Origin of the sequence: Halomonas shengliensis (assembly GCF_900104135.1) — a bacterium.
Classification (GTDB): Bacteria; Pseudomonadota; Gammaproteobacteria; order Pseudomonadales; family Halomonadaceae; genus Halomonas; species Halomonas shengliensis.
In genome coordinates this window covers 75,089-89,317 of the sequence record NZ_FNIV01000003.1, presented here as the reverse complement: position 1 = coordinate 89,317, position 14,229 = coordinate 75,089, and the positions used below count along the sequence as shown (strand labels likewise).

Annotated in this window: 12 protein-coding genes; all 12 read right to left on the bottom strand. The window is 55.3% G+C overall.

What is annotated here, in order from left to right; translation table 11 throughout:
- Nucleotides 1-154: 154 nt before the first annotated feature.
- The 12 genes from BLP95_RS05375 to BLP95_RS05330 all read right to left on the bottom strand — a co-directional run bounded on the left by BLP95_RS05375 (nucleotide 155) and on the right by BLP95_RS05330 (nucleotide 14,165).
- Nucleotides 155-613 carry an ATPase gene (locus BLP95_RS05375; RefSeq protein WP_089677399.1) on the bottom strand — a complete coding sequence of 153 codons (459 nt, stop codon included), beginning with the start codon at nucleotides 611-613 and terminating at the stop codon, nucleotides 155-157.
- Nucleotides 614-631: 18 nt separating this feature from the next.
- Nucleotides 632-1,960: an APC family permease gene (locus tag BLP95_RS05370; protein ID WP_245678700.1), complete on the bottom strand. Its 1,329-nt coding sequence runs from the start codon at nucleotides 1,958-1,960 to the stop codon at nucleotides 632-634.
- Nucleotides 1,961-2,105: 145 nt separating this feature from the next.
- Nucleotides 2,106-2,579 carry a hypothetical protein gene (locus BLP95_RS05365; protein ID WP_089677397.1) on the bottom strand — a complete coding sequence of 158 codons (474 nt, stop codon included), beginning with the start codon at nucleotides 2,577-2,579 and terminating at the stop codon, nucleotides 2,106-2,108.
- A gap of 46 nt (nucleotides 2,580-2,625) precedes the next feature.
- Nucleotides 2,626-2,964, bottom strand: coding sequence for a hypothetical protein (locus BLP95_RS05360; protein ID WP_089677396.1), 339 nt, complete (start codon nucleotides 2,962-2,964; stop codon nucleotides 2,626-2,628).
- A 75-nt stretch (nucleotides 2,965-3,039) separates the two neighbouring features.
- On the bottom strand, nucleotides 3,040-3,849 hold the full coding sequence (gene lgt / locus BLP95_RS05355) for a prolipoprotein diacylglyceryl transferase (RefSeq protein ID WP_089677395.1): 810 nt from the start codon (nucleotides 3,847-3,849) through the stop codon (nucleotides 3,040-3,042).
- A gap of 279 nt (nucleotides 3,850-4,128) precedes the next feature.
- A complete protein-coding gene (locus BLP95_RS05350; protein ID WP_089677394.1) occupies nucleotides 4,129-7,254 on the bottom strand; it encodes an efflux RND transporter permease subunit in 3,126 nt (1,041 codons plus the stop codon).
- Nucleotides 7,254-8,882 carry an efflux RND transporter periplasmic adaptor subunit gene (locus BLP95_RS05345; protein ID WP_245678689.1) on the bottom strand — a complete coding sequence of 543 codons (1,629 nt, stop codon included), beginning with the start codon at nucleotides 8,880-8,882 and terminating at the stop codon, nucleotides 7,254-7,256. The genes BLP95_RS05350 and BLP95_RS05345 overlap by 1 nt, the downstream gene beginning before the upstream one ends.
- Nucleotides 8,883-8,917: 35 nt before the next feature.
- Nucleotides 8,918-10,222: a TolC family protein gene (locus BLP95_RS05340; RefSeq protein ID WP_245678688.1), complete on the bottom strand. Its 1,305-nt coding sequence runs from the start codon at nucleotides 10,220-10,222 to the stop codon at nucleotides 8,918-8,920.
- A 157-nt stretch (nucleotides 10,223-10,379) separates the two neighbouring features.
- The gene (locus BLP95_RS16665) at nucleotides 10,380-10,793 is read right to left on the bottom strand and encodes a hypothetical protein (RefSeq protein WP_143004406.1); all 414 of its coding nucleotides are present in this window, start codon (nucleotides 10,791-10,793) and stop codon (nucleotides 10,380-10,382) included.
- A 224-nt stretch (nucleotides 10,794-11,017) separates the two neighbouring features.
- Nucleotides 11,018-11,434 carry a hypothetical protein gene (locus BLP95_RS16660; protein ID WP_143004405.1) on the bottom strand — a complete coding sequence of 139 codons (417 nt, stop codon included), beginning with the start codon at nucleotides 11,432-11,434 and terminating at the stop codon, nucleotides 11,018-11,020.
- A gap of 130 nt (nucleotides 11,435-11,564) precedes the next feature.
- Nucleotides 11,565-12,335 (bottom strand): copper resistance protein B, encoded by a 771-nt coding sequence (locus BLP95_RS05335; RefSeq protein ID WP_089677393.1) that lies wholly within the window; start codon nucleotides 12,333-12,335, stop codon nucleotides 11,565-11,567.
- 9 nt (nucleotides 12,336-12,344) lie between these two features.
- Complete coding sequence (locus tag BLP95_RS05330; RefSeq protein ID WP_089677392.1) at nucleotides 12,345-14,165, bottom strand: copper resistance system multicopper oxidase; 1,821 nt, start codon at nucleotides 14,163-14,165, stop codon at nucleotides 12,345-12,347.
- Between the last annotated feature and the right edge of the window lie 64 nt (nucleotides 14,166-14,229).

The window sequence follows — 14,229 nt, the reverse complement described above, 5'->3', positions numbered from 1 at the left end:
ATCCGCTTACCCATATAAAAAACAGGACAATCGGCATCGGTGCCAGACACGCAATGCCGATGCCGTTCTGGTACGTTACTTTAGGAACAGTCAGGACAGATGTTATGCCGAGGGTGGCGATCAGGCAGCTATAACAGATCCAGACATCATTTTCTTACAGATCGTCCATCCTCCCAGTCTGCCGAACAAGGCGCATCGCTTCGTGCTGTTCCAGTTCAAGAAGGGATTCAAGTAACTCCCTTGCTTCAGGAATCTCCGCCTTGCCCACCAAGGTACGATAAAGATCCGTCACTTGATCATGGAAATCAAAAATCTCCCGGCAGATCTCATTGAAACCCAGCGCGGCATAGGGGGCATCACAGGTCCGATGCGTCCGGATCGGCTTGTGCTCCAGATAATCATACACATAGGTATTCAATGCTTTGGGATCCGCTCGATTTTTTAACTCACCAACAACATACTCCATCTCATTCTCATGAGCTGCCAGATAATTAAGAAGCATCTTGGCACGCTCTTCTTCATTATGATCGGCACAGTGAGAGAGACAACGTGCCAAATGCTCATGAAGCTGCCGCGTCCAGTCAATCAGGTCACCAAATGTCCGTATCTCCATGATCCCCACCCTTCAACATCAATGTGAATGAGTTCTGTCGTCTAAACTTGAGACTCCTTTGCGAGAGATAAAGAGTCGCTCGACAATCAAGATTGCCACCATCACAACGAGAGCAACAATTAACACTAAATAATCTGTCGTAGCCTTGACCCAAAGAAAGCCTACCAACACGGCTACATCCAGGAGTATAGCAATCACTAGCACCGTTGCGCTTGCACCAACTTCATTACGCAGATGACGCAATACCCCCCAATGAATACCTATATCCATAATCAAATAGAAAATGATTCCAAGCGCAGCGATACGACTGAGGTCAAAGAATGCCGTTAAGATCAAGCCAAGCACGACCGTATAGACCAAGGTATGCTTCTGGATACTGCCTGGCATATGAAAGTGGCGATGTGGCACCAGCTTCATTTCCGTCAGCATTGCCAACATGCGTGATACCGCAAATATACTGGCAATGATACCACCCGCGGTGGCCAGCATGGCGAGAATGACGGTGAACCAGACGGCGGCCTCCCCCAGCGCAGGACGCGCAGCAGCCGCCAACGAATAATCTTTCGTTTCGATTATCTCGCTCAGCGACAGATTACTGGCGACAGCGAAGCCCACCAGCGCATAGATCACCACACACAGGGCGATCGAGATCATGATCGCCCTGCCGACGTTGCGATGGGGATCTTTTATCTCTGAACCACTATTGGTGATCGTCGTGAACCCCTTGAAGGCCAGGATCCCCAACGCGGTTGCTCCTAGAAAGCCTGACAGAGATCCCTCGGGCGTCGACGCCGAGGTTTCCATGCCGACCGAGTCGGCGATGATGACACCGACGACCCCGAACAAGATGATCCCACCAATTTTTATGAACCCGAGTACTGACGCAACACCCTGAATCAGCTTGTTGGCGGAGAGGTTTAATAAAAATGCAGATATCAGCAGCGCAACACCCAATAAGGGGACAAGCAGTGACCTATCCCCAAAATCGAAAAGCTCTAGCGTGTAGGACCCAAAGGTTCTCGCCAAAAAGCTTTGTGCTATCACCATGGAGAAATACATTAAAAGCGCATGGAAAGCGGTGGTCAGAGTTGGTCCATAAGCCTTGCTGAGGTACATGCCAATACCACCAGCTGACGGATAGGCATTGGACATTTTCACGTAGGAATAAGCACTGAAAGAGACGATTAGTGCCGCTGACAAGAAGGCTAACGGGAAAAGCACTCCCGTCATCTCGGCCATCTGTCCCGTCAAAGCAAAAATACCAGCGCCAATCATGACCCCGGTCCCTAAGGCAATCGCACCGACCAGTGAGAGGCTATTCTGCTTGTACTGTGGCGTTCTATCCATAGACTCCATCACCTCTCTCCTGGGTGAATGAAACCAGACCCTACCGAAAGCCCTCTTGACGCTCTGAGACTCACCAGATGACAAATGGTAGAGTGTGGTTAGATACATTGAAATCAAAGTGTAGAACCTATGTGCTACCCAATAGTCAATTATTTTCTTTGGATACAACCTCCGAACCTAACCGATGACGACGCGCCATCCACAGCATCAACGGCGGCAAGATCAACCACTGTAGTAACGGCGAGAGGCCCGTGCCCAACCACGGCACACGGGGCATCAGCTGCGCATACTCCCAGCGTTGACTGACAAGCGTAGCGTGCCACTCCATCGCCACCGTGATACCGATAGCCACCAGCACGAAGCCCACGCACTCCTTCGCTCCATAGACCCGAAGCCAGTCACGACGTCGATACCATACAGCCACCGACCAATACGCCATCAACGCGATCACCACATCGCCAAGGGCCGCCTGGGTACAAGCCTGCACGGCTTCCCAATGTGGCATCACAGGCATGCCCGCATACAACGGAACCTGTAGAAACTCCCAGGGCAGATTCAGCAGAAAGGCAAAGAGCGCTACATGAAGCTCCGGCGCCGAGCGGAGTAAGCGTAGCTTCATGCAGTGTTCACCTCAAGGCTAGCCCATGCGCGGTTATGACTACCATTCAATGGCAGCTCCAAGGCTCCTTCTTGGCGTTGTCCTTCACATTCTGATCGACAAATCGATAATGCTCCTCCTTGAAGCGGTTCCACCAACCACGACTGATTTCTACCGCATATTTGTCGAGAATATCTTCGACGCAGTCGAGGCAGAGACGTGAGGCATCATAGGCCAGGTGAAGCTTTCGTTTCTTCTCATCGAACGAAACACTGTCTAGCCCGTATAGCTCATCAATATCTGCAACAGCCGCTTTCACCGCATCCAGATCGCTGGAATCAAGCTTTAAGTGTCGGTTCACCAAGGTCGTTTCAGAAACTCCCAACCGATGCTCTCTGTGTGCCATGAGAATTCTCCTCGTACTGTAATATCGTTAACGTTCTTCCAATATTATTGCCATGTCTCACATCACTTGTCTTGCTTACCGGTCTGATGTAGCACCCATGGTTCGCTGACTACGACGTGCAGTGGTGACCAGGAACGCACCTGCTGCCAACATTGGTACCGTCAACAACTGTCCCATAGTGAGCCAATCAAAGGCGATGAAGCCCAATTGAGGATCGGGTAAGCGCACAAACTCCACGATGAAACGGAAGGTGCCATACAGAAGCAGGAATAGACCCGAGATAAGCCCTTGAGTTTGCGGTTTCCGTGACACCCACCACAACACGACAAACAGCACCACACCCTCCAGGACAAACTCGTAGAGTGCTGATGGATGTCGGGGTTCAGGCCCCAAGCCCAGCATGGGAGGGAAGATCATCGCCCAGGGCACTTCGCTGGCCCTCCCCGGCAACTCGTGATTGATGAAGTTGCCCAGACGCCCTGCCCCCAGACCGATCGGCACCAGCGGGGCGATGAAATCGGTCAGCTGAAGGTAGGCCAGGCGGTGACGGCGAGCGAACAGCCACGCGGCGATCAGTACGCCGGCCAGGCCCCCATGGAAACTCATGCCCCCTTCCCAGACCATGAACAGCCACAAGGGGTTGGTCAGGAGCTGATCGAGCCCATAGAACAACACGAAGCCCAGGCGGCCGCCGATGATGACGCCCAGAGCGCCATAGAAGATCAGGTCACCGATATCATCGTGGGTCAGGCCGAGGCGGTGCGCTCGCCGCCGCCCCAGCCACCATGCGGCCGTCAGCCCCACCACGTACATTAGGCCATACCAATGTAGCTGTACCGGTCCGAGGGAGAATGCCACTGGATCGATCTGTGGGTACGCAATCATGGCAATTTCCTCGCGACCTTCAAGCTTCTATGAACCGTTCGACGCTACGCCAGCGGGTTAGCGAATAGCCAAGCGTGCTCTCTTATCTACCAGCATAGCCTCATGGCCTGAATACAAGCTGAATCTTGACTCACGAAGTGCAAATTCAACCTAACGCCAGGGGGCATCGCTGGTGTACCTCACATCGAGTACCACTGACGATTCGTGTTAGGCTGGGTGCTCGCGAGATACTGCATTCGATTATCTAGAATGTGCCACCCAGCCTTGTCGATCCTGACGTTATGCATGATTCACATGGCGGCATTTCCACAGGTAGTAGACACAGGGCAACACCAGAAGCGTCAGTATCACTGCGCTCAACATCCCCCCCACCATCGGGGCCGCAATGCGGCTGACCACCTCGGAACCCGTGCCGGAGCTGTACATCAGTGGCAGAAGACCGGCAATGGTCGAGACCGATGTCATCATTACCGGTCTCACCCTGAGAGCAGCACCGTGCAGCACGGCGTGGCGAAGAGTCTCCCGACGGGGTTGTACTCCCTTGTGTTGGCAGCGCTCGAGCATCTGCTGATAGGCCTGGTTGAGATATACGAGCATGATCACTCCGATCTCGACTGCCACCCCGGCCAGAGCGATAAACCCCACTCCCACGGCCACGGAGAAGTTATAGCCCAGCAGATACATCAGCCAGATGGCTCCTACCATGGCCAGTGGTAGCGTGCCCATGATGATGGCTACCTCACTGAAGCGCTTGAAGCTCATGTAGAGCAGGATCACGATGATGGCCAACGTGAAAGGCACCACATAGCTCAGCTTCTCCTTGGCACGCAGCATGTATTCATATTGCCCGGACCACGTCACCGAATATCCGGTGGGTAGCTCGAGCTCCTCCGCCACGACATCCATGGCGCGCTGCACGTAGGTGCCGACATCCACACCCTCGATATCCACGAAGGTCCAACCGTTAGGGCGTGCGTTTTCGCTCTTGATCGCCGGTGGACCGTCCTCCACGTAGATGTCCGCCACGTCTGCTAGCGCGATACGCTGCCCATTGGCGGTGACGATCGGCAGCTCGGCCAGCCGCTCGGGGGAGTCCCGGTAATCCTGTGGGTAGCGCAGGTTGACCGGGTAGCGCTCCAATCCCTCGATGGTCTGAGTAATGTTCTGACCACCGATAGCGGTCGCCACCACTTGTTGCACGTCGGCAATGTTCAGGCCATAGCGCGCCGCCTGAGCGCGGTTGATATCAACCTTGATATAGCGACCTCCGGCCACCCGCTCGGAATAGACCGAAGCGGTACCAGGAACATCGCTAAGGATCGTCTCCAGCTGCTGTCCGATGGACTGAATCTGCTTGAGATCTTCTCCGCCCACCTTGATGCCCACCGGCGTCTTGATCCCGGTCGCCAGCATATCGATGCGCGTCGAAATCGGCATCACCCAGGCATTGGATACCCCCGGTATCCGCACCAGGCTGTCGAGTTCCTTCTTGAGCTTGTCGGTGGTCATCCCCTCTCGCCACTCTTCCCGCGGTTTGAGCTGAATGAATGTTTCGATCATGGTCAGCGGCGCAGGGTCGGTAGCCGTGTCGGCCCGTCCGATCTTGCCAAACACCGTGTCCACCTCCGGTACGCTGGCAATCAGTTTATCGGTCTGCTGAAGGAGCTCCCGCGCCTTGCCGATCGACAGCCCTGGATAAGTGGTCGGCATGTACATCAAGTCGCCTTCATCCAGGGGTGGAATAAACTCGCTGCCAATCTTGCTGACCGGCCAGAAACCTACCAGGGTTATCGCTAGCACCAGGGCGATGGTCGTCTTTGGGAATCTCAATACCGCCTTGAGTACCGGCATGTAGACCCCGACCAGCAGTCGATTGACCGGATTCTTGTGCTCAGGAAGTACGCGGCCGCGGATGAAATAGCCCATCAGCACCGGAACCAAGGTGACCGCCAGCCCGGCACTGGCTGCCATGGCATAGGTCTTGGTGAAGGCCAAGGGTGAAAACATTCGCCCCTCTTGGGCCTCGAGGGTAAAGACAGGAACAAAGCTGACAGTGATGATCAGCAAGCTGAAGAAAAGAGCCGGTCCCACTTCCACCGCCGAGTCGGCCACCACCTTCCAGCGGTTCTCACGCGTCAACGGTGTACGCTCCATGTGCTTGTGCAAATTCTCGATCAATACGACGGCGCCATCGATCATGGCACCGATCGCTATGGCGATACCCGCAAGCGACATGATGTTGGCGTTGATGCCCTGCCAGTTCATGATGATGAAGGCAGTGAGAATGCCCATCGGCAAGCTGATCATCGCCACTAACGCAGAGCGCAGATGGAACAGGAAGAGCACGCATACCAAGGCTACGATGGCTAACTCCTCGAGCAAGCCACGCAGCAGGTTGTCTACCGCCTTTTCGATCAAGCCTGAACGGTCATAGACCGTCACGACCTCCACCCCCTCCGGCAGGCTGGACTGGAGCTGCTCAAGCTTGGCCTTGACGCCATCGATCGTCTTCTGGGCATTCTCTCCTGTGCGCATGACGACGATGCCGCCGACGGTCTCACCTTCCCCGTTCAGTTCGGCAATGCCACGACGCATCTGGGGCCCCATCCCGATGTCGGCGACATCCTTGAGCAGCAGAGGCGTTCCATTGTCATCCACACCCAGCGGGATACTGGCAAGATCCTCACGACTCTGGATATAACCAGTGGCGCGCACCATGTACTCGGCTTCGGCCATCTCGACGACCGAGGCGCCAACTTCCTGGTTGGCCCGCTGTATAGCGGTCTGGATGTGAGCCAGGGGAATGTCGAAGGCACGCAGTTTCTCCGGATCTACCACGACCTGGTATTGCTTGACCATGCCGCCAAGCGCCGCGACTTCAGAGACGCCCGACACGGTCTGAAGCTCATACTTCAGAAACCAGTCCTGCAAGCTCCGCAACTCACTGAGATCATGTTGGCCAGTCTTGTCGATGAGGGCGTAGAGATAGACCCACCCCACGCCAGTGGCATCTGGGCCAAGCTGTGGGCGCGCACTATCCGGTAGCGTAGGCGCCACCTGAGAAAGATACTCCAGCACACGAGAGCGTGCCCAGTAGGGATCGGTATCCTCATCAAAAATCACATATACGTAGGAGTCACCGAAGAAGGAGTATCCGCGTACCGTTGCCGCCCCGGGAACCGACAGCATGGCCGTGGTGAGCGGGTAGGTGACTTGATCTTCGACGACCTGCGGAGCCTGGCCCGGGTAGTTGGTCTTGATGATCACCTGCACATCTGACAAGTCCGGTAGAGCATCAATCGGGGTATTCTTGACTGAATAGATTCCCGCCCCCGCCAGAATCACGGCAGCAAGAAGCACGAGAAAACGGTTGCTTATTGACCAACGGATCAACGCAGGAATCATTACTTGCTCTCCCCAGTTGCATGGCCTTGATGGCTTATCACGTCTTGCTGGCCGCGTTCCGCATTACTGGTTTCTCCGTGATCCATGCCCTCATCGCTGGGTGCTTTAGTCTTATCATCGTCAACATGCACACCGCGTAGAGCGACTTTGTCTTCCGCAATCCGTTCGAGTTCGGCATGGATGTCCATACCGTCTTTCAGCTGTTCAAGGCTAACCGTATCAGCAACCTGGAAATCCATGCTCATGGCCGGCCAGTTCCACGCCGCGATGGGGGCATGGGATAGCGTCACCATGCCATGATCCGGCATGACATCTTCGATGCGTGCTGGCACCCATACGGTCTCAACAAGGGAATTATCATCGGCCTCTTCAGCACTGTCACTATGCTCCATTCGTCGAAAGTCTGATGTTCGACTTGACTCGGAATCCAGAAGGAACTGAGCCGACGTAACAATGCGATCGCCCTCCTCCAGGCCCGATAATATCTCGACGGTTTCCCAACCCACGCGTCCAACGTCGACTTCGATCGATTTGAATTTTCCATCACCCAATGCAAGAACGACACGCGACTGGCTTCCGGTGCGAATCAAGGCCTCACGGGGTATTTGCAATGCCTCAGTCGTCGTATCGGACATAATGGTCAGCTGAGAAAACATTCCAGGCTTCAGTGCCAGGTCGTCGTTGGCGAAACGCATCCTTACACGAGCCGTACGCGTCTCACTATCAATACTTGGGTATATATAGTCCACCACCCCTGTCCACTCCCGTTCGGGTAGATAGTCAAGAGTCATGCGAACCTCATCTCCCTCAGCGATCAACGCTGCCTGGCGCTCAAACACCTCTCCGACAGCCCACACATGATCAAGAACGCCAATACTCATCATGCTCATTCCCGGGCTCACGAACATTCCTTCACGCACTTGCAAGTTGTCCAAAACGCCACTCTGAGGTGCGCGCAAGATGATCGTCTGGCTGACCTGGCGTGTGTCTTTGAGACTCTGGATGGCTTCAGTGGGAACTTGTAACGCGCGGAGCCTTTCCAAGGCGGCAGAAATCAGACGTTGGTTGCCGCGGTTCATTGCAAGCAACAATTCTTGCTGTGCATTCACGAGCGTCGGCGAATAGATCGAGTAGAGCGGCTGACCCTGGGTAACTCGATCCCCTTCGGACTTGGCAAATAACTTTTCTATCCACCCCTCGACGCGGGGATGGATATGTACCAACTTATCTTCATCGTATTGGACATACCCAACTGTCCTTACCGTAGTGTCAAAGGTATCCTTTTCGACTGTGCCTGTTTTGACACCAAGATTATTGACGACATCAGGAGAAATTTTCACTGTCCCGGGAGTATCTCCTTGGTCCTGATCATCATATACCGGCACGAGGTCCATCCCCATCGGGGATTTTCCAGGCTTGTCCCGCTTATAGTTGGGATCCATTGGCGCCACCCAATAAAGGGGAACGCGCTCCCCCCTCTCTTCCATCCCAGTCTCACTACTATCGTTTCCAATAGCAGTTTCTACTGCATTCAGGATGAATGTCTTGCCTCCCAGGACTATACTGCCGGACACGCCCAACATGACGCCTAACGATATGACGAAAAAGTACCTACCCATTTGATTCATCGTGATGTCTCATTCCAGACTTGAGAAGTCGTGAGTTAGCGTGAAGACGTGCCTTGGGACAGCAGGTAGTTGATATCCGAGATCACCTTGAGTCGTTGGGCTTTCAGGCCTATGAGCTCCACACTCGCATTGGTTTCATCAATTCGTGCCCGCACGGCTTCTGCAAAATCACCATCGTCATTGTTATAGGCATTCAGGGAAGCTTCGGCCTGTTCGCTCAGCTCTGGCAACAAGCGATTCCCATACAGTGCAAGCCTTTCATCAAGCCGCGACAACTTAGCCCAATTTGTTTCTAGCCTGGCAATCAGTTCACGTATCAAGCTTTCCCTTTGATATTGCACTGATTCATGGCGAGAGGCAGCCGCCGCCACTCGCTTGTCCTGTCGATTTTCCGTAAAGATAGGCACGTCGAATGTGACGCCGACGGAGAACAAATCCGCTCGGCTCCCACCCATGGGGTCGTCTTCGCGGTAGCCATACTGGGCCGACACACCCCATTCTGGCTTGTACTGCTGCCTCGCTGCATCGACTCCAATTTCCATGGCATCAATCGACTTATCGACTGCCAGCACGGCAGGGTGATACCTCACCCGCTCATACCATGCCTGACGATTGGGACGCTCAACGGCAGTGAAAAGCTTAGGTTCTTCCAATTCCAGCCCGGGGAAATCCGCCACTACCGGCATTATCGCTTCGCTCCCCAGCCATTCAGATAGCTGTCGTTCAACGGCCTCCTGTTGCTGCCTGAGATCGGTCAACCGGTCCTCCAGGCGAGTCAACTCCAACTGAGCACGAATCACATCGTCTTGGCGGGTCATTCCAAAGGCGGACGAATAACTCACCTCGGCGACATCAGCTAGCTGCTCAAACAAGCTACGATCACGCTCTATCCGCTCGATGCTCAGCTGAGCTCGAGTGGCCTCCAGCCAAAGCTGGCTGACCGTAGCCTCGACTCTGGCTTCCCTATCCTGCCGCAACATCGGCTGTTGGGCCGCAATCTGCTGCTTTTGTTGCTTGGCAAGCGCCAGGCTATCTCCTCTGGGAAATTTCTGACTGATTCCTACGCTGAACTGGGTCATACCTTCTTGATTCAAGTCAAAGGTATCAACCGGCAGATTTCCCGCTTTCAATGAAATCTGGGGATCAGGTAGCTGGGCCGATGCAATGGCCTCGTTCTCAAGGGCGGCTTCAGTGGACATACTTCCGGTTAACCAAGGGTCTTGATCAATGGCTATCTGTATCGCTTTTTGCAAACTGTCCGCTTCACTTCCGGCAACAGCAATAGCTGGCATCCAGGCGACACCCAAGACACCGGTGAGTAATAATGCAGCCTTGATCACAGCAGATCTCCACGAAAAGGTTATGCCACACAGCAAAACATCATCATAACTAAATTAAATACTCAGCCATAATACACCATGACTGGAAATCTATTCGGAAAACCAAAATCTTACTGGGACGCTGGTTGGCCAGCATTAGCTGGCCAACCACCGCGCATCACTGAATGTCTACATGCAGACTGTACTGGTGCATATCACTATCACCAAGCCCACCACTATCACCTGATACCATCAGGCGATATTCGCCTTTCTCGAGCTTTTCATCAATCGTGAAGTCTCCATTGAATGAATCTACTTCCGCAATAGTTTTCCCTGAATCATTCATCAACTTTGCCTTCATCCCAAGTGTAAGACTTGATGATCCTGGAAAGTGATCACTGGCAATTTTCACCTCCGAACTTTCGTTTAACGAAAGTGCATATTCATGTGGGAAGCCGCTGGTCAAAATCCCACCAGACGTAATCCCCTCCGTCAGCTGCCTGCCTTGGGATTCAGTATGACCAAAGCTCGCAAATGCCGGAGTAGCAACGATGCTAATAATGGCGGCGGCAAGTGCAAATTTGATTTTCATGTCAACTCTCCATTTCTGTTTGATGACAGGGCTAGACTACCCCTCCTACCTGAACCCAGGCTTAACAGGTAGACTTAAAAACCATGACACAGGTCATGACTATTCACTTGCATTGCCAACATGACTTGTGGCTACCCAAAAAATTACCCATGATTGGGCTGTAATGAAAAAGGCCAGCTCAAGGCTGGCCACTATGATAAAAAAACTCTGCCCGACTACTTCATTCAGTATGCAGTGTGAAGCTCATACCGGTTTCGATCACTCTCAGCATTGCCTCCCAGTGATGATCCTGACACTTCAATTTGATAACTCCCAGGTTGCAGCTGTCTGTTGAGCTGAAAGTGACCTCGAGGGCTGGATGCTTCCGCTACACGGTTACCGGCATCATCATATAATATCGCTTTGATCTGATTACCCTGACTCGACACTCCCGCAAAGTGTTCACTTGAGACTCTCAGCGTCGTGGGCTGGTCAATCTTAATCTGGAAGCGTTTCGGGTGTCCATTAGCCAGGATCTGTGTAGGAGATACTCCTCTTTCCAAAACCGGCATCTCCTGGACACTGGCTCCCATATTGGCGAGGACAGGCATTGAAAACATGCTTGCCACTGCCATTCCAAAAGTAATTGTCTTGAACTTCATGAGAGGTCTCTCCGTTTTGGTGACACTGTCATGATAGTGGTGCAACTTGAAATAGAGCTGAATATACGTAGGTGAAGGGTAAAAAAAAACGCCACCGGAAGGTGGCGCAAGCACCGACATACAAGGATGGCTAGAACATCAGCCTTACCCCGGCTACGAGACCGGTATCTTCCGTGGCATCACCTCCGGCACGCGAGAGATCGGCGGTATCCCCGTACTGCTTCTCCCAGTAGCCACCCACGTAGGGCGCGAACCGCCGGGTTACCTGATAGCCCAGGCGCATACCGGCACGCACGGAGTTGAGCCCCTTCCCGACCCCGAACTCCTCGACCTCGCTGGCAGCGACGGCAATTTCGGTACGTGGCTGCAGATAGAGGCGCTGGGTTAAACGCAGGTCATACTCACCCTCGACACTAGCCGAGACGTCTCCCTCGTCGCTGACCTGAAGTGCCACGTCAGTCTCGATCCCGTAGGGCATCACACCCTGCAGGCCGATGACCCCATAGCCGCGTTCGGCATGGTCGTCCGAGAACACACCGCCCTGATAGCCGATGCCGCCCTGGAGTTCCCAGAAGTCAGCGATCAACCGGCTATAGAGAAGCTCCAGGGATTCGAACTCGGCGTCCTCGCCATCGCCCTGGACGTTCTCGCCCTCGGACTTCAGGTAGACACGGTTGACGTCGCCGCCGTACCAGGCCTCGAAGTCCCAAACCACGGCCTCTTCCCCCTTGTCGGGCACGACGTACTCGAGCCGGTCGAACAGTGCCATGCCCATATTGTGTTCCACAACCGGTGACGGCCAGCCGGCCGGAGCATCGTAGCCGTCCTCTGCCTGGGCGACGGAAAACGCTGTCGTGGCCAGCAGGACACCGGCGGCGGTCAGTGGGATTCTGTTATTCATGCCTTCTCCTTACGAAACCTTGACGACCCGGAACATGCCGGCATCCATGTGGTAGAGCAGGTGGCAGTGGAAGGCCCAGCTGCCCTCGGCGTCAGCGGTGATCAGCGCCGAGACGCGCTCACCCGGCTTGACGTTCAGGGTGTGCTTGCGCGGGATCAACTCGCCCTGGCCGTTCTCCAGCTCCATCCACATGCCATGGAGATGGATGGGATGCTCCATCATGGTGTCGTTGATCAGGATCAGGCGCAGGCGCTCATCCTTATTGAAGTGAATGGGGCCAGTCACTTCACTGAACTTCTTGCCGTCGAAGGACCACATGTAGCGTTCCATATTGCCGGTGAGGTGCAGTTCCAGCTCACGCTCAGGCTCACGGCGGTCCGGCCAGGGAGTAAAGGCCTTGAGATCCCGGTAGACCAGCATCCGGCGCTCGCCGGGATCGATACCGATACCGGCCTGATCGTAGCGAGAGCCAGGCTGAGCCGCCCCTGCCGCCAGCATGCCATTGGCGTTCATCCTGTTCTCTTCACCTGACATGCCCTGCATGTTGGAATGGTCCATGCCCTGCATGCTGGAGTGATCCAGGCCCTGCATGTCCGAGCCGTTCATGCCGGAATGATCCATGCCCTGCATGTCTGAGCCGCCCATGCCGGAGTGGTCCATGCCCTCCATGCTGCCCATGCCGTGGGCACCCATGGCCTCCATGCCGCGGTCGGCAATCTTGCGACGCTCGGGAATCTCGGCGGCCATGCCCTCGCGCGGCGCCAGGGTGGCGCGGGCGTAACCGCTGCGATCCATTGCCTCAGCGAAGATCGTATAGGCCGTGTCGTCCTCGGGGGCGACCAGCACGTCGTAAGTCTCGGCCACCCCTATGCGGAACTCGTCGACGGGAACCGGCTGCACCGGCTGGCCGTCGGCGGCCACCACGGTCATCTTCAACCCGGGAATACGCACGTCGAAGTAGGACATGGCCGAGCCGTTGATCACCCGTAGACGGACCCGCTCACCGGCCTTGAACAACGCCGTCCAATTCTCTTCGGGCGAGTGACCATTGAGCAGGTAGGTGTAGGTACTTCCGGTGACATCGGCGATGTCACGCGAGCTCATGCGCATCTTCGCCCACATGCCGCGCATTTCGGCGGTGGCGGCAAAGCCCTTCTCACGCACGTCGGCGAAGAAGTCGGCGACGGTACGCTCCTGGAAGTTGTAGTAGCCCTCGGCGGTCTTGAGGTTGCGGAAGACCGCCATGGGGTCCTCGAAGGTCCAGTCGGTGAGCAGCAGCACGTGCTCACGGTCGTAACGGAAGGGCTCGCGTCCGGCGGCATCGATGATCAGCGGGCCAGCATGGCCGAGCTGCTCCTGCAGGCCGGAGTGGCTGTGATACCAGTAGGTACCGTTCTGGCGAACGGGGAAACGGTAGGTGAAGGTCTCGCCCGGCGCGATGCCGGGAAAGCTCACTCCCGGTACGCCATCCATCCCAGGCGGCAGGATCAGGCCATGCCAGTGGATGGACGTGGGCTCGTCGAGCAGGTTGGTGACCCGCAGCACGGCGTCCTGGCCTTCCTTGAGCCGGATCATCGGCCCGGGGCTGGTGCCGTTGATGCTGATCGGGCGTGCCTCCTTGCCGTCGATCAGGATCGATTCGCGGCGGATGGCCAGCGACACCTCCGGCCCCTCTTCGACTCCCTTGGAATAGACATTGGTCTGACCCCAGGGGTTGGCCCAGCTAGGACGTAGGCTAAGGGCCGCTGCCGACCCAAGGCCAAGCGCCGCACCGCCTTTGAGGATCTGACGACGTGACATCGGGTGCGTGATGACGCGCGAGTTTGCCATGTGTGACTCCCGTCCATGTTTGACGCGAGCCAGTTTGACTGACGAACCTGAAACAGGCCTGAAA

Bases quoted from the DNA above. Each gene is read 5' to 3' on its own strand.
- BLP95_RS05375 (WP_089677399.1), bottom strand. From the start codon at position 613: ATGGAGATACGGACATTTGGTGACCTGATTGACTGGACGCGGCAGCTT.
- BLP95_RS05370 (WP_245678700.1), bottom strand. From the start codon at position 1,960: ATGGATAGAACGCCACAGTACAAGCAGAATAGCCTCTCACTGGTCGGT.
- BLP95_RS05365 (WP_089677397.1), bottom strand. From the start codon at position 2,579: ATGAAGCTACGCTTACTCCGCTCGGCGCCGGAGCTTCATGTAGCGCTC.
- BLP95_RS05360 (WP_089677396.1), bottom strand. From the start codon at position 2,964: ATGGCACACAGAGAGCATCGGTTGGGAGTTTCTGAAACGACCTTGGTG.
- lgt (WP_089677395.1), bottom strand. From the start codon at position 3,849: ATGATTGCGTACCCACAGATCGATCCAGTGGCATTCTCCCTCGGACCG.
- BLP95_RS05350 (WP_089677394.1), bottom strand. From the start codon at position 7,254: ATGATTCCTGCGTTGATCCGTTGGTCAATAAGCAACCGTTTTCTCGTG.
- BLP95_RS05345 (WP_245678689.1), bottom strand. From the start codon at position 8,882: ATGAATCAAATGGGTAGGTACTTTTTCGTCATATCGTTAGGCGTCATG.
- BLP95_RS16665 (WP_143004406.1), bottom strand. From the start codon at position 10,793: ATGAAAATCAAATTTGCACTTGCCGCCGCCATTATTAGCATCGTTGCT.
- BLP95_RS16660 (WP_143004405.1), bottom strand. From the start codon at position 11,434: ATGAAGTTCAAGACAATTACTTTTGGAATGGCAGTGGCAAGCATGTTT.
- BLP95_RS05335 (WP_089677393.1), bottom strand. From the start codon at position 12,335: ATGAATAACAGAATCCCACTGACCGCCGCCGGTGTCCTGCTGGCCACG.
- BLP95_RS05330 (WP_089677392.1), bottom strand. From the start codon at position 14,165: ATGGCAAACTCGCGCGTCATCACGCACCCGATGTCACGTCGTCAGATC.